This is a genomic window from Ruegeria sp. N7 (assembly GCF_056531345.1).
Map to the genome: position 1 here is coordinate 1 of NZ_JBQFLR010000018.1, position 20,460 is coordinate 20,460.

General features: G+C 56.5%; 33 protein-coding genes and 1 pseudogene. 10 read left to right on the forward strand and 24 right to left on the reverse strand.

Annotated features, from left to right (window positions below; all coding sequences use genetic code 11):
- Positions 1–185: 185 nt before the first annotated feature.
- Positions 186–1,178 carry a hypothetical protein gene (locus ACR0ES_RS16630; protein ID WP_480559520.1) on the reverse strand — a complete coding sequence of 331 codons (993 nt, stop codon included), beginning with the start codon at positions 1,176–1,178 and terminating at the stop codon, positions 186–188.
- Positions 1,179–1,528: 350 nt separating this feature from the next.
- Here ACR0ES_RS16630 and rpsJ point away from each other — a divergent pair, with 350 nt between their 5' ends.
- Genes rpsJ through ACR0ES_RS16650 form a run of 4 tightly spaced genes read left to right on the forward strand, consistent with a single transcriptional unit; the run spans position 1,529 to position 3,494 of the window.
- The gene (rpsJ, locus tag ACR0ES_RS16635; protein ID WP_008756422.1) at positions 1,529–1,843 is read left to right on the forward strand and encodes a 30S ribosomal protein S10; all 315 of its coding nucleotides are present in this window, start codon (positions 1,529–1,531) and stop codon (positions 1,841–1,843) included.
- An 18-nt stretch (positions 1,844–1,861) separates the two neighbouring features.
- A complete protein-coding gene (gene rplC / locus ACR0ES_RS16640; protein ID WP_171638102.1) occupies positions 1,862–2,587 on the forward strand; it encodes a 50S ribosomal protein L3 in 726 nt (241 codons plus the stop codon).
- Positions 2,584–3,201: a 50S ribosomal protein L4 gene (rplD, locus tag ACR0ES_RS16645; protein WP_480487328.1), complete on the forward strand. Its 618-nt coding sequence runs from the start codon at positions 2,584–2,586 to the stop codon at positions 3,199–3,201. Before rplC ends, rplD begins: the two co-directional genes overlap by 4 nt.
- Entirely contained in the window at positions 3,198–3,494 is a 297-nt protein-coding gene (locus tag ACR0ES_RS16650; protein WP_170609990.1) for a 50S ribosomal protein L23, read from the forward strand. The genes rplD and ACR0ES_RS16650 overlap by 4 nt, the downstream gene beginning before the upstream one ends.
- Before the next feature lie 283 nt (positions 3,495–3,777).
- Here ACR0ES_RS16650 and ACR0ES_RS16655 read toward each other — a convergent pair whose 3' ends face one another.
- The 3 genes from ACR0ES_RS16655 to ACR0ES_RS16665 form a co-directional block, all read right to left on the reverse strand.
- The gene (locus ACR0ES_RS16655) at positions 3,778–3,990 is read right to left on the reverse strand and encodes a DUF1127 domain-containing protein (RefSeq protein ID WP_209505835.1); all 213 of its coding nucleotides are present in this window, start codon (positions 3,988–3,990) and stop codon (positions 3,778–3,780) included.
- Between the two features lie 165 nt (positions 3,991–4,155).
- Positions 4,156–4,617, reverse strand: a complete 462-nt coding sequence (locus ACR0ES_RS16660) for a hypothetical protein (protein ID WP_480774307.1) — start codon at positions 4,615–4,617, stop codon at positions 4,156–4,158.
- 21 nt (positions 4,618–4,638) lie between these two features.
- Positions 4,639–5,007 carry an antibiotic biosynthesis monooxygenase family protein gene (locus tag ACR0ES_RS16665; protein WP_171638091.1) on the reverse strand — a complete coding sequence of 123 codons (369 nt, stop codon included), beginning with the start codon at positions 5,005–5,007 and terminating at the stop codon, positions 4,639–4,641.
- Between the two features lie 77 nt (positions 5,008–5,084).
- Between ACR0ES_RS16665 and ACR0ES_RS16670 the strand changes: the two genes are divergently transcribed.
- The gene (locus ACR0ES_RS16670; RefSeq protein WP_267364814.1) at positions 5,085–5,516 is read left to right on the forward strand and encodes a MarR family winged helix-turn-helix transcriptional regulator; all 432 of its coding nucleotides are present in this window, start codon (positions 5,085–5,087) and stop codon (positions 5,514–5,516) included.
- Positions 5,517–5,617: 101 nt separating this feature from the next.
- Here ACR0ES_RS16670 and rpmD read toward each other — a convergent pair whose 3' ends face one another.
- The 18 genes from rpmD to rplB all read right to left on the reverse strand — a co-directional run bounded on the left by rpmD (position 5,618) and on the right by rplB (position 14,332).
- A complete protein-coding gene (rpmD, locus tag ACR0ES_RS16675; protein ID WP_267364815.1) occupies positions 5,618–5,806 on the reverse strand; it encodes a 50S ribosomal protein L30 in 189 nt (62 codons plus the stop codon).
- 12 nt (positions 5,807–5,818) lie between these two features.
- Positions 5,819–6,388 carry a 30S ribosomal protein S5 gene (rpsE, locus tag ACR0ES_RS16680; RefSeq protein WP_209505839.1) on the reverse strand — a complete coding sequence of 190 codons (570 nt, stop codon included), beginning with the start codon at positions 6,386–6,388 and terminating at the stop codon, positions 5,819–5,821.
- A gap of 186 nt (positions 6,389–6,574) precedes the next feature.
- Positions 6,575–6,934: a 50S ribosomal protein L18 gene (rplR, locus tag ACR0ES_RS16685; protein WP_010437103.1), complete on the reverse strand. Its 360-nt coding sequence runs from the start codon at positions 6,932–6,934 to the stop codon at positions 6,575–6,577.
- A gap of 11 nt (positions 6,935–6,945) precedes the next feature.
- On the reverse strand, positions 6,946–7,479 hold the full coding sequence (gene rplF, locus ACR0ES_RS16690; RefSeq protein ID WP_170467582.1) for a 50S ribosomal protein L6: 534 nt from the start codon (positions 7,477–7,479) through the stop codon (positions 6,946–6,948).
- A gap of 11 nt (positions 7,480–7,490) precedes the next feature.
- Entirely contained in the window at positions 7,491–7,883 is a 393-nt protein-coding gene (gene rpsH / locus ACR0ES_RS16695; RefSeq protein WP_209505841.1) for a 30S ribosomal protein S8, read from the reverse strand.
- 13 nt (positions 7,884–7,896) lie between these two features.
- Positions 7,897–8,202: a 30S ribosomal protein S14 gene (rpsN, locus tag ACR0ES_RS16700; protein ID WP_142639784.1), complete on the reverse strand. Its 306-nt coding sequence runs from the start codon at positions 8,200–8,202 to the stop codon at positions 7,897–7,899.
- Positions 8,203–8,221: 19 nt separating this feature from the next.
- Positions 8,222–8,782, reverse strand: coding sequence for a 50S ribosomal protein L5 (gene rplE, locus ACR0ES_RS16705; protein ID WP_480484777.1), 561 nt, complete (start codon positions 8,780–8,782; stop codon positions 8,222–8,224).
- The gene (gene rplX, locus ACR0ES_RS16710; protein WP_010437096.1) at positions 8,775–9,086 is read right to left on the reverse strand and encodes a 50S ribosomal protein L24; all 312 of its coding nucleotides are present in this window, start codon (positions 9,084–9,086) and stop codon (positions 8,775–8,777) included. Before rplX ends, rplE begins: the two co-directional genes overlap by 8 nt.
- A gap of 2 nt (positions 9,087–9,088) precedes the next feature.
- Positions 9,089–9,457 (reverse strand): 50S ribosomal protein L14, encoded by a 369-nt coding sequence (gene rplN, locus ACR0ES_RS16715; RefSeq protein ID WP_005621870.1) that lies wholly within the window; start codon positions 9,455–9,457, stop codon positions 9,089–9,091.
- A gap of 75 nt (positions 9,458–9,532) precedes the next feature.
- Entirely contained in the window at positions 9,533–9,763 is a 231-nt protein-coding gene (gene rpsQ / locus ACR0ES_RS16720) for a 30S ribosomal protein S17 (protein ID WP_209505845.1), read from the reverse strand.
- A gap of 4 nt (positions 9,764–9,767) precedes the next feature.
- A complete protein-coding gene (gene rpmC / locus ACR0ES_RS16725; RefSeq protein ID WP_209505847.1) occupies positions 9,768–9,974 on the reverse strand; it encodes a 50S ribosomal protein L29 in 207 nt (68 codons plus the stop codon).
- Positions 9,975–10,177: 203 nt separating this feature from the next.
- On the reverse strand, positions 10,178–10,681 hold the full coding sequence (locus tag ACR0ES_RS16730) for a hypothetical protein (protein ID WP_480871359.1): 504 nt from the start codon (positions 10,679–10,681) through the stop codon (positions 10,178–10,180).
- Between the two features lie 149 nt (positions 10,682–10,830).
- Positions 10,831–11,451 (reverse strand): 2OG-Fe(II) oxygenase family protein, encoded by a 621-nt coding sequence (locus tag ACR0ES_RS16735; RefSeq protein ID WP_480871360.1) that lies wholly within the window; start codon positions 11,449–11,451, stop codon positions 10,831–10,833.
- Positions 11,452–11,687: 236 nt separating this feature from the next.
- Complete coding sequence (rplP, locus tag ACR0ES_RS16740; RefSeq protein ID WP_267364819.1) at positions 11,688–12,101, reverse strand: 50S ribosomal protein L16; 414 nt, start codon at positions 12,099–12,101, stop codon at positions 11,688–11,690.
- Positions 12,102–12,113: 12 nt separating this feature from the next.
- The gene (rpsC, locus tag ACR0ES_RS16745) at positions 12,114–12,824 is read right to left on the reverse strand and encodes a 30S ribosomal protein S3 (RefSeq protein ID WP_209505853.1); all 711 of its coding nucleotides are present in this window, start codon (positions 12,822–12,824) and stop codon (positions 12,114–12,116) included.
- Positions 12,824–13,204, reverse strand: coding sequence for a 50S ribosomal protein L22 (rplV, locus tag ACR0ES_RS16750; RefSeq protein WP_039538267.1), 381 nt, complete (start codon positions 13,202–13,204; stop codon positions 12,824–12,826). The genes rpsC and rplV overlap by 1 nt, the downstream gene beginning before the upstream one ends.
- Before the next feature lie 3 nt (positions 13,205–13,207).
- Positions 13,208–13,486, reverse strand: coding sequence for a 30S ribosomal protein S19 (gene rpsS / locus ACR0ES_RS16755; RefSeq protein WP_005980699.1), 279 nt, complete (start codon positions 13,484–13,486; stop codon positions 13,208–13,210).
- 3 nt (positions 13,487–13,489) lie between these two features.
- Complete coding sequence (rplB, locus tag ACR0ES_RS16760) at positions 13,490–14,332, reverse strand: 50S ribosomal protein L2 (protein ID WP_170531634.1); 843 nt, start codon at positions 14,330–14,332, stop codon at positions 13,490–13,492.
- Positions 14,333–14,627: 295 nt separating this feature from the next.
- Between rplB and ACR0ES_RS16765 the strand changes: the two genes are divergently transcribed.
- Positions 14,628–15,749 (forward strand): hypothetical protein, encoded by a 1,122-nt coding sequence (locus ACR0ES_RS16765; protein ID WP_480496039.1) that lies wholly within the window; start codon positions 14,628–14,630, stop codon positions 15,747–15,749.
- A 74-nt stretch (positions 15,750–15,823) separates the two neighbouring features.
- Here the strand turns inward: ACR0ES_RS16765 and ACR0ES_RS16770 are convergent.
- A pseudogene (locus ACR0ES_RS16770) lies at positions 15,824–15,922 on the reverse strand (50S ribosomal protein L23); the annotation flags it as partial.
- The gene (locus ACR0ES_RS16775) at positions 15,921–16,955 is read right to left on the reverse strand and encodes a fatty acid desaturase (protein WP_480508542.1); all 1,035 of its coding nucleotides are present in this window, start codon (positions 16,953–16,955) and stop codon (positions 15,921–15,923) included. The gene ACR0ES_RS16775 and the pseudogene ACR0ES_RS16770, both read right to left, overlap by 2 nt.
- A 319-nt stretch (positions 16,956–17,274) precedes the next feature.
- On the opposite strand from ACR0ES_RS16775, the gene rplO reads away from it, so the two are divergent.
- From rplO to ACR0ES_RS16795, 4 genes are all read left to right on the forward strand, one after another.
- On the forward strand, positions 17,275–17,748 hold the full coding sequence (rplO, locus tag ACR0ES_RS16780; protein WP_480496037.1) for a 50S ribosomal protein L15: 474 nt from the start codon (positions 17,275–17,277) through the stop codon (positions 17,746–17,748).
- A gap of 110 nt (positions 17,749–17,858) precedes the next feature.
- On the forward strand, positions 17,859–19,223 hold the full coding sequence (gene secY / locus ACR0ES_RS16785; protein ID WP_209505860.1) for a preprotein translocase subunit SecY: 1,365 nt from the start codon (positions 17,859–17,861) through the stop codon (positions 19,221–19,223).
- Positions 19,220–19,864 carry an adenylate kinase gene (locus ACR0ES_RS16790; protein WP_267363761.1) on the forward strand — a complete coding sequence of 215 codons (645 nt, stop codon included), beginning with the start codon at positions 19,220–19,222 and terminating at the stop codon, positions 19,862–19,864. The genes secY and ACR0ES_RS16790 overlap by 4 nt, the downstream gene beginning before the upstream one ends.
- A 16-nt stretch (positions 19,865–19,880) precedes the next feature.
- Positions 19,881–20,240, forward strand: coding sequence for a hypothetical protein (locus ACR0ES_RS16795; RefSeq protein WP_480871361.1), 360 nt, complete (start codon positions 19,881–19,883; stop codon positions 20,238–20,240).
- Positions 20,241–20,460: the final 220 nt, after the last annotated feature.

The window sequence follows — 20,460 nt, forward strand, 5'->3', positions numbered from 1 at the left end:
CCGCGAAGGCGGCCGCACCGTCGGCGCCGGCGTCGTGTCGAAAATCGTAGAATAATCCGTAGGCCGGGCTTCAGCCCGGCACATCGGTGAACAAACGAAGGCCGCTCCATAAGGGGCGGCCTTTTTGTTTACTCTAACCATACGCCGAAGAACCTTGGCTCAGAAGGCGGTGCAGTCGCGAGTTTTCATAGTGTGGAAAAATCGATGTTGAGATAAAGTAGCTCCTCCCCGTCTTCGCTAAAGGTGGCTCTCACACCCATGCCATAAGGTACTGCCTTTAGAATGCGAGTCACAATGCCGGATGTTGGAAAGCGTGGGCCATTTCTCTTGATCGACCATCCGCCGTCGACGCGTAATGTGCCATCTCGGTTCTCGTAGGGTTTTTCGGAACTGATATTCTCGCCCACACGAAAGCCTTGGGCTTCTAGCCAAGATGCAGCCTCAGCCACTCCACCCCATTCGTGTAGCAACCTGAACATGCAGACCTTTGCGTCTCCGATCGTCGAAATCTCATCCCAATCCATTCGCAGCAGATCTTCGCGGATTCCAGCATCTGCGCCGCTCTCAAGGCAGGATTGTGTATCTGGAAACCTGTATGATGCACGCACAACACTGATGTTCATTCTGTGTGAAAACTGTAACTGGAACTCTGGCTGACCAGTATTTAATGGCACCGCTGAAAAAATCAGTGCCGTTGCGAGTGATTTCAGAAAGTAAAGAAGTAGGCCCAGAATCAAGAGTGCAAGGGTTTTCTTTGGGAGGTTTGCATTCCGAAAACCCTCAGGTTGCCAGAGATACTCTTGCTTGATCTTCGGACTTTTCATCCAACGAAGCGTCACCAAGCTTAGTAGGGCCAGAACAAGGAATACACCCAGCAAAATGTAGGAGAAGCCCATTGGAGCACTCAGTAAAAGTGCGATTGCAAGTAACATGGTCCAAGGTGCAACCAATCGTTCTGGATCGATCATTCTGGGCGAAAAACAGAAGGCGAGAATTGAACCCAAAAGGAAGAGGGGGGAAGTCAAAGTAAACAACAGCATCAGTAAAAAAAACTGTATCGCGATTGCGTGGGTATAATGGATGTTGGGATCGTCGTTAAACAGGTGTGCAATATCAAACGCGCCCACATGCAACAAAGCAGGGAAAACAAGTGAATTGGATAACAAGGCTTCCGTCAAAGCGTAGGGTTTCCCACTGATTATAAAAGCAAGTGCGGGTAAGTCTGTCAGATACTTAGACCCAAGGACTACTCAGTTTAGAGTGGTATTCAAGTCGGGTATTCCCAACCAAAAAGTGAAAATTCAGATGCTTCGCGTCGATGTCGTTCTCGGTTCGACACGTGTCTCTCAGCTGCCGTCTGAGAGAGAACCAACTTCCCCCTTGCCAAACCCCGCCAACCCCACTAATACGCGCGAGTTCTCAACAAGAACGTCAAGGCGGGGTGATTCCCGCCTTTTGGGTTCGATGAGGGTTGGCGATGCGCGTCTGTCCTCCTCTCAACCTCAACGCCTGATAAAAGGCTGTTACTATGCAAAGCCAAAATATCCGTATTCGGCTGAAGGCATTTGACTATCGCGTTCTGGATGCCAGCACGCAAGAGATCGTCAACACTGCCAAGCGGACCGGCGCGAATGTGCGCGGCCCGATCCCGCTGCCGAACAAGATCGAGAAGTTCACGGTTCTCCGTGGCCCTCACGTTGACAAGAAATCCCGCGACCAGTTCGAGATCCGCACGCACAAGCGTCTGCTCGACATCGTTGATCCGACCCCCCAGACCGTTGACGCGCTGATGAAGCTCGACCTGGCTGCTGGTGTGGACGTCGAGATCAAGCTGCAGTCGTAAGATCGGAGGGTATAGATTATGCGCTCTGGTATTATCGCAAAAAAAGTTGGCATGACCCGCCTGTTCATGGAAGACGGCAAGCAGATCCCTGTGACCGTTCTTCACCTGGACAACCTGCAGGTTGTTGCACAGCGGACCGCTGAAAAAGACGGCTACACCGCCGTTCAGCTGGGCGCTGGTGCTGCCAAGGCAAAACGCACCTCGAAAGCCATGCGCGGCCACTACGCCGCTGCCAAGGTCGAGCCCAAGCGCAAGCTGGCCGAGTTCCGCGTCTCCGAAGATGGCCTGATCGAAGTGGGCGCCGAAATCTCGGCAGAGCACTTCCTGGCCGGTCAGAAGGTTGACGTTTCGGGCACCTCGATCGGTAAAGGCTTTGCCGGTGCGATGAAGCGCCACAACTTCGGTGGTCTGCGCGCCTCGCACGGTGTGTCGATCAGCCACCGTTCGCACGGCTCGACCGGTCAGTGTCAGGATCCGGGCAAGGTGTTCAAAGGCAAGAAGATGGCCGGTCACATGGGTGCTGCCCGTGTTACCACCCAGAACCTCGAGGTTGTCAAAACCGACGCCGACCGTGGTCTGGTCTTCATCAAAGGCGCCGTTCCCGGACCGAAATCGGGCTGGGTCACCGTCAAGGACGCCGTGAAGAAGAAAGCACCGGAAGGCCTGCCTTTCCCGGCTGCTGTGAAATCGGCTGCAACCGAAGCACCTGCGGAAGAAGTATCCGCGGAAGGTGGTGAAGCATGAAACTTGATGTAATCAAACTGGACGGCGGCAAGGCCGGCGACATCGAGCTGGATGCAGACCTGTTCGGCCTCGAGCCGCGCGCGGACATCCTGCACCGTGTGGTCCGTTGGCAGCGTAACAACGCGCAGGCCGGCACCCACAAGGTCAAGACCCGCTCGGAAACCAGCTACTCGACCAAGAAGATCTACCGCCAGAAGGGCACCGGTGGCGCACGCCATGGTGACCGTAACGCGCCGATCTTCCGTAAGGGTGGTGTTTACAAGGGCCCGACCCCTCGTTCGCACGGCCACGACCTGCCGAAGAAGTTCCGCAAGCTTGGCCTGCGCCACGCTCTGTCGGCCAAAGCCAAAGCAGGTGAACTGGTTGTGATCGAGAACGCCGAATCCGAAGGCAAGACCGCCGCACTGGCCAAACAGGTTGCAAACCTGGGCTGGAAACGCGCTCTGGTCATCGACGGCGCGACCGTGAACGAAGGGTTCCTGAAGGCGTCGCGCAACATCGAAGGTCTGGATATCCTGCCGTCGATGGGTGCAAACGTTTATGACATCCTCAAGCGTGACACCCTGGTGCTCACCAAAGCGGCTGTCGAAGCACTGGAGGCTCGTCTGAAATGAGCGCGAAGGCAGAACACTACGACGTGATCCGCAAGCCGATCATCACCGAAAAGTCGACCATGGCGTCCGAAAATGGCGCGGTTGTCTTTGAAGTGGCGATCGAAAGCAACAAGCCGCAGATCAAAGAGGCCGTTGAGGCACTGTTTGGTGTGAAGGTCAAAGCGGTGAACACCACCGTGACCAAAGGCAAGGTCAAGCGGTTCCGCGGCCAGTTGGGCCGTCGGAAAGACGTCAAGAAAGCATATGTGACCCTGGAAGAGGGTAACACAATCGACGTAAGCACTGGTCTCTGATCCAACGCTTACAGCGACACTTTTCGGCCCCGGTGGATCACTCCTCCGGGGCCGATTTCGTTTCAGACGTCAAAGCTCTGGGTTTGCGCGTCGGGGCAGGGCGGTCACACGCCCTCCAGCGGCCGCTCAGGGCGATTCTGGCGTCACCGGCACTGTGGGCCGCATCAAACAGCTATCGCACCCTCTGGCGGCCGCTGAGCGGCCTGCTCGCGGGGCAGGGCCTGCGCTGGACATAGAAAAGGCGCCCTAAGGCGCCTTTGGGTCGTTTCAATAGTGTGAATGGTTACGAGCAATATACGTGCCGGTGCGCGATATCTGCGATGTCGCAGCGGCGGATGCCGATATCGTCCAGCTCACGGTTGCTCAGACGCTGCAACTCGGTATAGGTGCGCTGATACTCAGCAGCACGTGCACGGGCTGTTTTGATCCGTGTGATCATGTCAGCGATCCGGGTGCCGAAGTTGAAGCCGGTATGGGTCAGTGTCGCAGTTGTCATCTCCGTATTCCTTTCTCGTATCAGGGCGTATTCCCTGACGTTTCCTTTTGAGTTCCTTCATTGGACAAGGCAGAGATAGGAGCGTTTGCTATCGCTAACAACGCAGATTTTGGTCTAGCCGATATGCATCTGTTGAATGGCTATACATGTCGTGGGCCACGTCAATCACACGCCGCTTTCATTTCTTTCGCGCGTTTTTTTGCGGGCGGCCATCGCCCGACCATCACGTATGCTCAGCCCCATCAGTGTCAGATTGGTCGCCCCGGCAATCAGTTCGATGATCTGTACAATATAGAAGCTGGTATCAAACGAACCCGCGTTTGCCTTTGCGCTCAGGTAGACAGCGGCTGGAACAAGGACGATGAGCCCGTTCATAGCAATGATCGGCATCCGTTTCTTTTTGGCGAGCGCAGGGGCATCTTTTCGACGACGCCCAAGTGTCGCCCCGGATGCACCGACAATCACCATTGCAGGCACCAGAACAAAGAGCCCGCTGACGATCATGGACTTTACTGCCGCGACGGTCTCATGGTTTGCAAATAACTCACTGTACAAAGTGGATGTCCAGAATACGAGGATCGTAAGAAAGCCTACTACTCCGGCGATGGGGTGGATGGTTCTTAACATGTTGCTACTCCCAAATGAGGGTCAGGCGACGCAGTGGTTTTCGACTGCGAGCTTGCGAAGAAGATGTGGCCGGGCCACTGCGCTTGCTGGATAGTCCGCGATCCGACGCTGGAACTCGGGATGAGTGAATGCGTCGCGAAAGCTTTGCACGTTCTGCCAGATCGCGTAGTTCACAAAGGTCGAACTGCCCGCGATACCCTGATGGAGCTGGGTCGAGATATATCCCGGTTGCGATTTCATGAAATCCGCATCATGCGCCCATGCCCGAAGCAGCGCCTTTTCGTCTTCGGCGTCCACCGTAAACAGGTTGATCAGCACCACCGGTCCTTCCTCGGTCTGCATCTGATCTGCCAGCGTGACGATCGTGTCCAACTCTTTGATACGAGCCATTTCGGTTCCCTTCGATTCTGAAATATAGCAAGCTATATAAAATTGCATAGCATGCTATTCAAGTGTAAATCCAGGACATGGACTTCGAAAAAGAAAACTCGGCCGGGTATCTGGTTAATCACATGGCACGATTGTTCGCAAAGGAGTTGCAGCAACGCATTGCGCCCTTTGGCATCGTCGTCGGACAATTCCCAATCTTGCTGGAACTCTGGCTCAAAGACGGTGTGACGCAAAAGGATCTGCTGACCAAAATTGACGTCGAACAGGCGACATTGGCTAACACGCTTAACCGTATGGAACGTGATGGCTTGATCAAAAGAACGAAGAACCCTGCTGACGCCAGGGCTCAATTGATTTGGTTGACCGAGAAGGCCGCAGCACTTCGCAACAGCGCCTACGAGGCAGCTCAGAACGTGAATGCCGATGCATTACAGGTCTTGAATGACCCTGAGCGCGCACAATTCATGAACTATATGCGTCGAGTCATAGGCGGCATGCGCTCAAGGTGAATTGACGGAGGATCAGTTCACGGCACCGGCAGGCAAGCCCTTAAACAAAAAACGCCCCCGACCGAGGTCGGAGGCGTTTCTAAGTCTTCGAAGCTGCGGGCTTAGCCGCGCTCTTCGATGATCTCTACCAGATGCGGGATCTTGCGGATCATGCCGCGCACCGAAGGAGTATCCTCCAGCTCACGGGTTCTGTGCATCTTGTTCAGGCCCAGGCCGATCAGGGTTGCGCGCTGTTCGGCGGGGCGGCGGATCGGCGAACCGACCTGTTTGACGACGATGGTTTTTGCCATGACGTGCTCTCCTTATGCTTCTGCTTCAGCAGCAGCCGGTGCGTCGTCCCGCTTGGGCAGGATGTCAGCAACCTTTTTGCCACGACGTGCGGCAACCGAACGCGGGCTCTGCTCTTTCTGCAGGCCGTCGATGGTGGCGCGGATCATGTTGTAGGGGTTCTGCGAGCCCAGCGACTTGGAGACAACGTCCTTGACGCCCAGCATTTCGAACACGGCACGCATCGGACCACCGGCGATGATACCGGTACCTTCAGGCGCGGCGCGCATAACCACTTTACCAGCGCCGTGACGGCCCTCGATGTCGTGGTGCAGGGTCCGACCTTCGCGCAGCTGTACGCGGATCATCTGACGCTTGGCTTGCTCAGTCGCCTTGCGGATGGCTTCAGGTACTTCTTTCGCTTTACCCTTGCCAAAGCCGACGCGGCCTTTCTGATCGCCGACAACCACCAGAGCGGCGAAGCCAAAGCGCTTACCACCTTTTACGGTTTTCGACACGCGGTTGATTGCGACCAGGCGATCTGCAAATTCCGGCGTTTCTTCACGGTCGCGGCCACGGCCCCGACGGTTTTCACGTTCTGCCATTTGGCATCCCTTTTCCTCTAGAGGCGCTTGCGGCGCCAATTGCTCAATCGAAGTGAACCCCTGAATGACATTCTGGGGCTCCCCGATCATCGAGGCGGGCGGACCCGCCTTCAAAGTGCCGGTGCCGGGCTGAAGCCCGGCCTACGGCGTCGTATCCGGTAGGCCGGGCTTCAGCCCGGCACACCATCAGATCTTCAGGCCACCTTCACGCGCAGCGTCGGCGACAGCCTTCACTTTGCCGTGGAACAGGAAGCCGCCACGATCGAAATAGGCCTCTTCGACGCCCGCCTTCTTGGCACGCTCGGCGATGGCCGCGCCCACTTTGGTGGCCGCTTCGACGTTGTTCTTGCCAACAACACCCAGGTCTTTTTCCAGGGTCGAGGCCGAGGCTAGGGTCACGCCACGTACGTCGTCGATCAGCTGAACAGAGATGTTCTTGTTCGAACGGTGTACGGACAGGCGCGGACGACCCGCGTTGACCTTGCGAAGTTTGTTCCGAACGCGCAGGCGGCGCTTCAGAAACAGGGTTCTTTTGCTGTTTGCCATTGTCTGCGTCCTTACTTCTTCTTGCCTTCCTTGCGGAAGATGAACTCGCCCTTATAGCGGATGCCCTTGCCTTTGTACGGCTCGGGGCGGCGCCACTCGCGGATTTTGGCCGCGGTTTCGCCCACCAGCTGCTGGTCGATACCTTCCACAACGATCTCGGTCTGCTTCGGTGCGGTGATGGTGACACCTTCCGGAGCTGTGAAATCAACATCGTGGCTATAGCCCAGGTTCAGCTTCAGGGTGTTGCCCTGCATCTGCGCCCGGTAACCAACACCCTGGATCTCCAGCTCTTTTTTGAAGCCTGTGGTCACACCGGTTACCAGGTTGGCAACCATGGTGCGGCTCATGCCCCACTGCTGGCGGGCACGCTTGGACATGCCACGAGGGTCGATCTTGACCACGTTGTCTTCAACCGACAGCGTTACGTCGTCGGTGGCGGTGAAGCTGCGGGTGCCTTTCGGACCTTTGACTTCGATGGTCTGACCCGACACAGAGGCGGTTACGCCGCTGGGCAGCTCGACCGGTTTTTTACCAATACGAGACATTGCAGACCTCCTTAGAAGACGGTGCAGAGCACTTCGCCGCCAACATTGTTGGAGCGAGCGTTTGCGTCCGACATCACACCTTTCGGAGTGCTGACAATCGACACGCCCAGACCCTGACGGACCTGCGGGATGTCATTGACGCCCATGTATACGCGGCGACCGGGTTTCGAAACCCGCTTCAGTTCGCGAATGACAGGGGTGCCTTCGTAGTATTTCAGGCTGATTTCGATGGCCGGATGACCGTTTTCACCGGTCGTCTTTTCATAGCCACGGATGTAGCCTTCGTCCGCCAGCACGTCCAGAACCCAAACACGCAGCTTCGACGCCGGAGTGGAAACGGTGGACTTGCCGCGCATTTGCGCGTTGCGGATACGGGTGAGCATATCGCCGATAGGATCATTCATATCTATGTCTCCCTTACCAGCTCGATTTCACCATGCCGGGGATCTGACCAGCAGAACCCAGCTCGCGCAGCATGATACGGCTGACCTTCAGCTTACGGTAGTAAGCGTGGGGACGACCGGTCAGCTGACAACGGTTGTGCAGACGGGTAGCCGAGCTGTTGCGCGGCAGTTTCGCCAGTTTCAGACGCGCTTTGAAACGCTCTTCCATCGGCTTGCTCTCGTCATTCGCGATTTCTTTCAGCTCGGCACGCTTTGCGGCATATTTGGCCACCAGGCGTTCGCGCTTCTTCTCGCGTTCGATCATTGCTTTTTTAGCCATGTCTCAATCCTCCCGGCGCTTACGCGTTGAACGGCATGTTGAATGCTTTCAACAGTGCCTTTGCTTCAGCGTCGGTTTTCGCTGTGGTGGCAATTACGATATCCAGGCCCCAGACCTCGTCGACCTTGTCGAAGTCGATTTCCGGGAACACGATGTGCTCTTTCATGCCCATGGCAAAGTTGCCACGACCGTCGAAAGAAGGCTTAACACCGCGGAAGTCACGAATACGCGGCATTGCGATCGTGATCAGACGATCCAGGAATTCGTACATCCGGTCACCGCGCAGGGTCACTTTCGCACCCAGCGGCATGTCTTCCCGGACGCGGAAACCCGCGATCGACTTCTTCGCCTTGGTTGAAACGGCCTGTTGACCGGCAATTGCAGTCAGATCCTCGACAGCAGCTTTCGCTTTCTTCGAGTCTTTGACGGCCTCAGCACCACAACCGATGTTCAGAACGATTTTTTCCAGCTTGGGCAGCTGCATGTCGTTCTTGTAGCCGAACTCTTCTTTCAGAGCGGCACGGATGGTCTCGGCGTACTGCGCTTTCAGGCGCGGGGTGTAGGTTGCGTTATCAAGCATCGATCACGTCCCCTGTGGTCTTGGCAAACCGCACCTTCTTGTCACCTTCCATACGGAAGCCAACGCGGGTTGCTTTGCCGTTCTTATCCAGCAGTGCCAGGTTCGACAGCTCGATCGGGTTTGCCTGAGGCAGGCGACCACCTTGCGAGGTTTGCGACTGGCGGGTGTGGCGGATGGCGATGTTGATACCATCGACAACAGCTTTACCGGCTTTGGGGTCAACCGAGGTGATAGTCCCCTCTTTGCCCTTGTCCTTGCCGGCCAGCACGACGACCTTGTCGCCTTTGCGGAGTTTAGCAGCCATGATTACAGCACCTCCGGAGCCAGCGAGATGATTTTCATGAAGTTCTTCGCGCGCAGTTCACGAACAACGGGGCCAAAGATACGGGTACCTACGGGCTCGTTGTTGTTGTTCAGGATGACGGCGGCGTTGCGATCGAAACGGATCGCGGTGCCGTCTTCGCGACGGACTTCTTTGGCGGTGCGTACGACGACGGCCTTGCGGACGTCACCTTTCTTTACGCGGCCGCGCGGGATGGCTTCCTTCACCGAGACGACAATGATGTCGCCAACGGAGGCGTATTTACGCTTGGAACCACCCAGGACCTTGATGCACTGAACTCGGCGTGCGCCAGAGTTGTCAGCGACATCCAGATTGGTCTGCATCTGGATCATGTGGTTTCTCCCGACCTGTGGGGGCTGGTCTGATTAAATCCCCCAGGGTTTCGACAAATGAAAAATCCCGGAAGCTTACGCTTCCAGAACTTCCCAACGTTTCGTCTTCGATTTCGGCGCGCATTCGATGATGCGTACAGAGTCGCCGACCTTGAAGGCGTTCTTTTCGTCATGAGCCCGGTATTTCTTGGACTTACGAACGGTTTTGTGCAGCAGCGGGTGCTTGAAACGGCGCTCGACCAGCACGGTGATGGTCTGTTCGTTGGCGTCGCTGGTCACGGTGCCTTGCAGGATACGCTTGGGCATCTGATTACTCCTCGGATGCCGCGGCAGCGGCCTTTTCGTTCAGGATGGTTTTGACGCGGGCAGCGTTGCGGCGGGCCGCTTTGATGCCAGCAGTGTTTTCCAGCTGACCGGTTGCCTGTTGAAAGCGCAGGTTAAAGCTTTCTTTCTTCAGGTTGACCAGTTCCTCGCGGAGCTGATCAGGGGTCTTGTCACGCAGTTCTTGGGCGTTCATCGCCTTTTTCCTTTGCTCAAAACACCAGAAGGCCCCGTACACGGGTCACCTTTGACCTGGTGGATGAATGATAGACATACGAATCGCCCGACAACGCCGGGAGACCGCAAGATGCCGCTCTATAGGGGGTTAGGGGTGGGGTGGCAAGGGAAAGTTTGCCATGCGGGAACAGGGAAATTCCCAAAATCAAAAACTCGCGTGTGTCACCGTGTCAGACCCTGGCTATTTGCCACTCTGGTCAATACGGACAGCATCTCGGAAACCTCTTCCGGTGAAAGACGGCCATGACCGTCCAGGAACGCTCCGATGTCACGCCCGGTATATCGCCCCGTCAGCTTCCCTTCCTCAAGGATCAGATTGTTTCGCACGAGCTCCACGGCGGTCACATGGCAAATACGGCATTTCTCGATGAAGATCCCGCCCGAGTCCCGGATAATTCGGAAATGAGCAAGCAGAACCTCGGCCTTGTCCGGAGTCACCCCGCCATGACCGGAGCGCAGGTAAATTTCGACCGCCCGTCCGGACCGGGCTCCGACCAGCACGCCATCTGACACATTAAGCTCATCCCAAACGAAATCACCGGAATGGGGGGCGTGGCATCCGGAACAGCTGTTTTCGTAGATGCGGTGCGGGTCGACCTCCTGTCCCACTACGCCAGTCGCGCTTGAGACCAGTAGCCCTGTGATCAATTTGACAAATCTCAGCACGGTGTGTCCGATCAAACCAGATACGCGGCACTCCGGTCCGACTCATCAGGCAGACCGACGCATTGGAGCGGAGTCTACAACGAGCAGGCTTAAGTGTGCTTGATCCCGATCAATCAAACAGGTGCAGAAGTCAGCCCTGCCAGAAACGGTCAGTCCCACTTATAGTTGAAACTCACCGAAATCCGCTCATCCTCGGACATGTTCATCGGCACCTCGTGGCGCAGCCAGCTTTCCCATAGCAGGACATCGCCCACCTGCGGCTTCATATAGATGAAGGGCTGCAAATCGCGTCGCCCGCCTTTCAGCCGCGTCGGCGCGGCCATCATGCGGCCCGAACGCGGGTCTTCCAGCTTTAGCGCGCTCGCGCCTTCAGGCATCGCCACATAGGTGGTGCCGGAAATCACACTGTGCGGGTGCAGATGGCTGGAATGCATGCCACCCTCGGGCAGGATGTTGATCCACAGATCTTCCAGCTTCAGCTTACCCTCACCCAGATCAAACTCCAGATCCTTGGCAAAAGCCGCCACATGGCTGTCCAGCGCCTTGACCAAATCGGCGAATATCGGAAACCGCCAGGGCAGGTCGGTCAGCGAGGCATAGCTGGTGTAACCGGGATAGCCGTTTTCTTCGCACCAGTCCTGACCGGCTTCGTCATCCTCGGCGATGACAAGGCACGAGCTTTCCAACTCCTCCGCATCGATCGGGGGACCGAATTCGGACAAGGAGGCGCGATAGAGGCGGGTGACGAAGAGTGATTCAATCTGTGGCATGGCGCTGTCTTAAACCAGCCTCGCGGTGAAGGCGATGGCTGTTTTGCGAGGCTCTGCCTCGCGCTCCGGGATATTTGCAGCCAGATGAAGAACGGATCCCCTGCTTCATCTGGCCCAAAATATCCCGGGGGAGGCGCGCGGCACGCGCGACGGGGGCAGAGCCCCCTATGGAAAAACCCCCGCCGGTGTTCCGACGGGGGTCAATCTTGTCACGAGCGGGGGTGCCCCCGGATCGCTTACCAGTCTTCGCGAACCACGACGCGGGTCTTGATCGGCAGCTTCATCGCAGCCAGGCGCAGGGCCTCGCGGGCGATGTCGTCATTGACGCCGTCGATCTCGAACATCACGCGACCGGGCTTGACCTTGCAAACCCAGCGGTCGACCGAACCCTTACCTTTACCCATACGAACTTCGATCGGCTTTGCAGTGACCGGAGTGTCGGGGAAGATGCGGATCCAGACACGGCCCTGACGCTTCATGTGACGCGTCATGGCACGACGTGCAGCTTCGATCTGGCGTGCGGTTACACGCTCAGGCTCGATCGCTTTCAGGCCGTAGGTGCCAAAGTTCAGATCAGAGCCGCCCTTGGCTTCGCCCTTGATCCGGCCTTTGTGCAACTTGCGGAATTTTGTACGCTTTGGTTGAAGCATATCTTTCCCTCCTTAGCGACGACCGCCACCAGCACCACGAGGTGCAGGGCCGTCCTGGAGTTCCTGTGCTTTACGGTCACGTGCCTGCGGATCGTGCTCCATGATCTCCCCTTTGAAGATCCAGACCTTGATCCCGATGATCCCGTAGGGGGTCATCGCTTCGGCATGTGCGTAATCGATGTCGGCGCGCAGCGTGTGCAGCGGCACACGGCCTTCGCGGTACCATTCGGTCCGTGCGATTTCGGCACCACCCAGACGGCCAGCGACGTTCACCCGGATACCCAGGGCACCCATGCGCATGGCGTTCTGTACGGCACGCTTCATCGCGCGGCGGAACGAAACACGGCGTTCCAGCTGCTGAGCGATTGACTCGGCAACCAGCTGACCGTCAAGCTCGGGCTTGCGCACTTCGACGATGTTCAGGTGCAGTTCGCTGTCGGTCATCGCGGCCAGCTTCTTGCGCAGAACTTCGATGTCTGCACCTTTCTTGCCGATGATGACACCCGGACGTGCGGTGTGGATCGTAACGCGGCACTTCTTGTGCGGACGTTCGATGATCACACGGGCAACACCGGCCTGCTTGCACTCTTTCTGAATGAACTCACGGATCTTGAGGTCTTCCAGAAGAAGATCACCGTAGTCCTTGGTATCTGCGTACCAGCGGCTGTCCCAGGTGCGGTTGACCTGAAGGCGCATGCCGATCGGATTGACTTTATGTCCCATTAGGCTTGCTCCTCAACTTGACGCACCTTGATGGTGATCTCCGAGAACGGCTTCATGATCTTGCCGAAACGGCCACGGGCACGCGGGCGACCGCGCTTCATGACCAGGTTCTTGCCAACCCAGGCTTCGGCGACGATCAGCTCGTCAACGTCCAGGTTGTGATTGTTTTCGGCATTCGCGATTGCGGACTGCAGGCACTTCTTGACGTCCTGCGCGACGCGCTTGTTCGAGAAAGTCAGGTCGGTCAGGGCCTTCTCGACTTTCTTGCCGCGGATCATTTGCGCAACCAGGTTCAGTTTCTGCGGGCTGGTGCGAAGCATGCGCGTTTTCGCCATTGCTTCGTTTTCAGCCACGCGGCGGGGGTTCTTTTCCTTGCCCATGACTTACTTCCGCTTCGCTTTTTTGTCTGCGGCGTGGCCATAATAGGTCCGTGTCGGCGAATATTCACCGAACTTCTGACCGATCATGTCTTCCGAGACGTTTACCGGGATATGCTTCTGGCCGTTGTACACACCAAAGGTCAGACCCACGAACTGGGGCAGGATGGTGGAACGACGCGACCAGATCTTGATGACTTCGTTGCGGCCCGACTCGCGCGCTGCTTCGGCTTTTTTCAGCACGTAAGCATCGACGAAAGGACCCTTCCAAACAGAGCGAGACATGGATTAACGTCCCTTCTTCTTGGCGTGCCGCGAGCGGATGATCAGCTTCTGGGACGCTTTGTTCTTGTTGCGGGTACGCTTACCCTTGGTGTCCTTACCCCACGGCGTAACCGGCGTACGGCCACCCGAGGTACGACCCTCACCACCACCATGCGGGTGATCGATCGGGTTCATAGCAACACCACGAACCGACGGACGCACGCCCTTGTGGCGCATACGACCGGCTTTACCGAGGTTCTGGTTGCTGTTGTCGGGGTTGGACACGGCACCGATGGTGGCCATGCATTCCTGACGGACCATGCGCAGCTCGCCCGAGCTCAGACGGATCTGAGCGTAACCGCCATCGCGGCCCACGAATTGCGCGTAAGTACCGGCCGCACGTGCGATCTGACCGCCTTTGCCAGGCTTCATCTCGATGTTGTGGACGATGGTACCGATGGGCATGCCCGAGAACGGCATTGCGTTGCCCGGCTTGATATCGGCCTTTGCCGATGCGATGACCTTGTCACCAACAGCCAGACGCTGCGGAGCCAGGATATACGCCTGCTCGCCGTCTTCGTATTTTACCAGTGCGATGAACGCGGTCCGGTTCGGGTCATATTCGATCCGCTCGACGGTTGCCGCGACATCAAATTTGTTCCGTTTGAAGTCAACGATCCGGTAGAGACGCTTTGCGCCACCGCCGCGGCGGCGTGAAGTGATCCGTCCGGTGTTGTTCCGGCCGCCCGATTTGGTCAAACCCTCTGTGAGAGACTTGACCGGACGTCCTTTCCAAAGCTCCGAACGGTCGATCAGCACCAGCCCGCGCTGGCCCGGCGTCGTCGGCTTGTACGACTTGAGTGCCATGCTTTCTGTCTTCCGTTTAGCAAGTGCAGGGGAGGTCCCCCGCTATGTGATAGGCCCCCGTAGGTGCCAAAGGTATAGGGCCCCGAAGGTCCCCGGTTGCAAAATATCTAAGGCCCCGGAACGAATCCGAGGCCGCAAGATTGGGTGCGTTTAGCAGTGTTGGGAGTTGGTGTCTATAGGGTGCGGCAGATTATCTTAGCGTTGCTGACAACACACTGAGGGAGTTGCTCACACTTTTCAACTCTACTACCTCAAAAGGTGAAAGAATCCAGTCTAGAAAGCGGGTAACGCGTTGATGTTAAAAACACTAATCAGCCAATTTGGGAGAAAGGAGCTCGAAGTATATGAATGGGACAGAAATGACATTTTGATGAAGAGGCTGCCGGATCGACCCCAGTGGGCTCACTTCGCAAATGCCAGACCAGCACTTGAGTTTTCAGGCTGGCAGCTTGCGCAGGCAGTTGTTAAAACAGATTTCCTGATAACAAAAAGTAGATATTTGCAAAGCCTTGGGTTTCTCCTCCAATGCCACCACGTTCTTAACCCAAACATGGGTGGAAATTTGAGGCTTGTAGACGGTGGATCCGGCCTGCTTAGCGATGTTTCTCAAACCAGCATGAGCGCTCGCCTAGGGCAAGGTATCTCTGTTCTTTTCGCTCAGAACTTAGGATACGATTTTGTCAGTCATCTAGCTACCGACCCGGACGTCATAGTGCACAAGAAGACCAATAAAATTGGCACAGTAGCAGATTTTCTTTTCGAAAACTCCTCTCGGGAGCGTATGATACTTGAAGCGAAGGCCTCTTTTGCGCTGCAAGAAAACAATCCTTCCGGGGTGAAGCAAGTGCTTAAACCCGCCCTTGAGAAACAAGTTGCACCGTGGCTTAGCGCAATTTCCCCACCTGCCAGTAAAGGATACGCCACCCTTACGTGTTTTCGCGAGGCATCGAGCAATACGCAGAGCGCCCTGGTTTTTGTAGACCCACCAGGGGATGAAACCGTAACAGGAATGAAGTTGCCACCTAGTTGGGTTCTTCGTAGAAATTATAGTTCTTGGCTTGCCGCAATGGGAATGATTGAAACAGCCCAACAGCTTATTGGAGCAGATATCACAGAAAGTCGGTCCCATGACATTGACCTAGCTACAATCAGGGATCGAGCGTTTGTTGTTACCCGGTTTCACCCTGAAATTTCTGAGATGGAAGATATCTACGTCGGAATCGATTTGAGTATATATTCTCTCATTCGCGATACGATAAATGGCTCGGAAGACGCACTATTGGGCTACGAGCAGGTGGAGTGGGAACCTGATGACTTCGGGCAACGGCCAAATGGCAGCCTCATGTCAGATGGAACATTTTTTGGGTCAATTGATGAAATCCAAGAAATTAAATCTCCTAAGAAACATTACACGTAGTTTCGCAATGTTCACGAAAACAAAAAACCCCCGCTTTCGCGGGGGCCTTTATCTCTCTCCAAAGACGGGTTCGATCAGAGACCGGTGGACACGTCGATGGAGCTGCCCTTTTCCAGGGTCACATAGGATTTCTTGACGTCTTTCCGACAGCTCAACCGGCCAAGGAACTCCTCACCCGTAAAGCGCGCGGGCCTCGGCGAATGACAGCAGTCGGCGGCTTTGCTCATCCCAAAGGTGCAGGCGCGCGTTGGCGAGGCTCTCGCGGATGGTCATCCGGTTGCTGTTTGCCAGCTCATCATGGTCGCGCAGCACTTCGGTCAGGCGATAGAATGGAATGCGGCTGTACAGGTGATGCACGTGGTGGATGCCGATATTGGCGGTGAACCACTGCAACACGGACGGCAATATATAATGAGAGCTTCCGTGCAGCGCCGCTTCGTGCAACTGCCAGTCTTCATCGGCGTCCCAATGCGTGTCCTCGAACTGGTGTTGCACATAGAACAGCCATACCCCGGCGGTGGCGGCAATCAGGGTCGAGGGCAGGAAGATCAGCACCATCGGCATCAGCCCGCCAAAATAGTAAATGGCCACAAGCGCAACCAGAATGGCAAGATTGGTGGCCATCGCGCTGACCCAGAACCGGACGCTGTCGGTCAGACCCAGCGGAAGGCGGTTTTGAAACAGGAACAGATATCCGGGGCCAAAAACGAACAGGGTGATCGGGTTTCGATACACACGATACCAGAACCGGTTCATCGGGGTTTTCGCCTGATATTCGGCCACGGTCAGGGTGTGGATATCGCCCATCCCGCGTTTGCCCAGATTGCCGGAACTGTTGTGATGTGTGGAATGCGTGCGGCGCCAGACATCATAAGGTGTCAGCGTCAGAACTCCGATCGAGCGTCCAACCCAGTCACTGACCGTCCGGTTCTTGAAGAACGCGCCGTGCCCGCAATCGTGCTGGATGGCAAACAGGCGCAACAGAAAGGCCGCGTTGAGAACGGAAATCGCAAAAGCAAGCCAATAGCTGACCGACAGCGACATCCAGGACAAAGCCCAGAGCGCGAAGAAGGGGATGATACTGACGCCCAGCTCAAACGCGCTGCGCAGCTGGTCGGGTTCGCGATATTTGGCAAGCGTTGTTACCCAGTCACGTGCAGCGGTAGCCCCAGGCTGTTTCCGGGTCGAGAGAGTGGTTTCAGTCATGCGCCTGCCAAGTTCTTGTTTGTGGCAATCCGGATAGACTACCGCCCGGTCATGGCAAGCGATATTTGCCAAAATCGCCATATTTCGTGCTCAATTTTCGGTCAGACCCCGGTGAAGGTGTCCTTTTGGGTTCACCCGCGGGGCCGGTCCCGGGGCTTTTGCCGGTCATGACAAGCGGCTGGCGATCTACAGTCTTGCCAAGCCCTGCCATCGGGCCTATACGCCTGCGGTGGCTTTTTGGCCGCGAGAATCAAAACCAAGAAATGCCGTGTTTGGCCCATCACGCTTCGGGGGTCATATCCGGCTTAGGAGAAGCGAAATGAAACTGAACGAATTGCGCGACAATCCTGGCGCCGCCCCAAAACGCACCCGCGTTGGCCGTGGTCCGGGTTCCGGCAAAGGTAAAATGGGTGGCCGTGGTATCAAAGGCCAGAAATCCCGCTCGGGTGTGGCCATTAACGGCTATGAAGGCGGTCAGATGCCCTTGTACCAGCGTCTGCCCAAGCGTGGCTTCAACAAGCCCAACCGCAAGGAATTCGCCGTCATCAATCTGGGCCTGATCCAGAAATTCGTCGAAGCCGGCAAGCTGGACGCCAAGGCTGCGATCACCGAAGACGCTCTGGTTGCGTCCGGTCTGGTCCGCCGCAAGCTGGACGGTATCCGCGTTCTGGCCAAAGGCGAGATCAGCGCCAAGGTTGATCTGGAAGTGACCGGTGCGTCGAAAGCTGCTGTCGAGGCAGTTGAAAAAGCGGGCGGTTCACTGAAAGTCACAAAAGCCGCTGCGGCAGAGTAAGCGCTTGTGAGCGGGCAAAGACCCGCTTACATAGACTTCAGAGTTTTCCAAGACGCCGTCCGAGCCGGAAAACGGTTCCGGGCGGCGTTTGCATAAGAGAGACCGACTTTATGGTATCAGCAGCAGAACAAATGGCAGCCAACACAAGCTGGGCTGCCCTTGGCAAGGCCACCGATCTGCGCAACCGCATCCTGTTCACGCTGGGTTTGCTGATCGTCTATCGTCTGGGCACCTTCATTCCGGTGCCGGGGATCGACGGAGCAGCATTGCGCGAGTTCATGGAACAGGCGGGGCAGGGCATCGGCGGCATGGTTTCGATGTTTACAGGCGGGGCGCTTGGCCGAATGGGCATCTTTGCCCTTGGCATCATGCCCTATATCTCGGCCTCGATCATCGTGCAGCTGCTGACATCGATGGTTCCCGCGCTCGAACAGCTCAAGAAAGAGGGCGAGCAGGGCCGCAAGAAGATCAACCAATACACCCGTTTCGGCACCGTGGCACTGGCCACCGTGCAGGCCTACGGTCTGGCTGTGTCGCTGGAATCGGGCGATCTGGCGACCGATCCGGGCCTGTTCTTCCGCATGTCGACCATGATCACGCTGGTCGGCGGCACCATGTTCCTGATGTGGCTGGGTGAGCAGATCACCGCGCGCGGCATCGGCAACGGTATTTCTCTGATCATTTTCGTCGGCATCATCGCCGAGGTCCCCGCCGCCCTGGCGCAGTTCTTCGCGTCGGGCCGTTCGGGCGCAATCAGCCCCGCCGTGATTGTTGGCGTGATCGTGATGGTGATTGCCGTCATCATGTTCGTGGTCTTCATGGAACGGGCGCTGCGAAAGATCCATATCCAGTACCCGCGCCGTCAGGCCGGGATGAAAATCTACGAAGGTGGCTCCAGCCACCTGCCGGTCAAGGTCAACCCCGCGGGCGTGATCCCGGCGATCTTTGCCAGCTCGCTGCTGCTGCTGCCGGTGACGATCTCGACCTTCTCGTCGGGCGCTGCAAACGGGCCGGTCATGTCGTGGCTGCTGGCCAATTTCGGCCCCGGACAGCCGCTGTATCTGCTGTTCTTCGCGTCGATGATCGTGTTCTTTGCGTATTTCTACACGTTCAACGTGTCGTTCAAACCGGACGATGTGGCGGACAACCTGAAAAAGCAGAACGGGTTCGTGCCCGGTATCCGCCCCGGCAAGAAAACCGCCGAGTATCTGGAATACGTGGTCAACCGCGTGCTGGTGCTGGGGTCGGCCTATCTGGCTGCCGTCTGTCTGCTGCCTGAAATCCTGCGGGGCCAATTTGCCATCCCGTTCTATTTCGGCGGCACCTCGGTTCTGATTATCGTCTCCGTAACCATGGATACGATCCAGCAGGTTCAGAGCCATCTTCTGGCGCACCAATACGAAGGGCTTATCGAAAAGTCTCAACTGCGCGGCAAAAGCAAGAAACGCGGCAGGAAGGGACCCTCTCGTCGATGAATATCATTCTGTTGGGCCCCCCGGGGGCAGGGAAAGGAACGCAGGCGCGTCATCTGGTTGAAACACGCGGCATGGTGCAGCTCAGCACGGGCGACATGCTGCGCGAAGCCAAGACCTCGGGCACCGAGATGGGCCGGAAGGTTGCGGCGATCATGGACGCGGGCAAGCTGGTCACCGATGAAATCGTGATCGGCCTGATCGAAGAGAAACTGACCACCGAAACAGGCGCCGGTTTCATCTTTGACGGCTTTCCCCGCACGCTGGCGCAGGCCGATGCTCTGGCCGCTTTGCTGGCCAAGCTGGGCCAGTCGCTGCACACCGTGATCGAGATGCGCGTTGATGACGACGCGCTGGTGGGCCGGATCACGGCGCGGTCAACCTGCGGCGGATGTGGCGAGGTCTATAACGACAACACCAAGCCGATCCCGGCGGATGGCAAATGCACCAATTGCGGCAAGGAAAATGACTTCCAGCGCCGCGCCGATGACAACGAAGACAGCCTGCGCACACGCCTGATGGAGTACTATAAAAAGACCTCGCCGCTGATCGGTTATTACTACGCCAAGGGCGATCTGCGTCCGGTGAATGGGCTGGCGGATATCAAGGAAGTCACCGCGTCGATCGAGGCGATACTGGGTTAGTCCGCCGGGACTTCGTATGATTTATCGAAACGCAGCTGTGCCTCCTGAATTGGAGCCAAAGATTGATCTTTATAGAGATCTTTTGGAAGAGGGGCGCAGCCTTTTCATAAAGTCTACGAAGCGATGGTTTTTGCTTGGATTACCCATCGTTGCATTGTGGCTGTTCTTGGCAGAGTACATTTTGCAGTATATCAGCGTTTCTCTGTTCTACCTCTTCACTGTATTTGGTTTACCTGCTTTGATCACGTGGGATATCCGCCGTAAGCGGGATGCTTTGCAAAACCAGATTTTCGCTATTCAGTATGAGTTTCAACGAAAGGGATTGAGCATCGCTCACGATCCAGGGTCAAACATCAGCGTTGATAAGTGGTCTTAACTGCTCCAAAGTTCGCGATATCTAGGCTTTTGAGTTCTCTGTAATTACCTTCGAGATTGACGGTCCTCGTTTCGGACTTGACGCCAGCGCCAAAAGCCCATATCGACCCCCATCCCTAAAGGGAATCAAGACCGCATGCGGGATTCGTCCCAATTGCCCCGACCACCTCGAATAATACTGGACCCTCTGGCGTCACTGCCACGGTAAAGTGTTGTGAAAA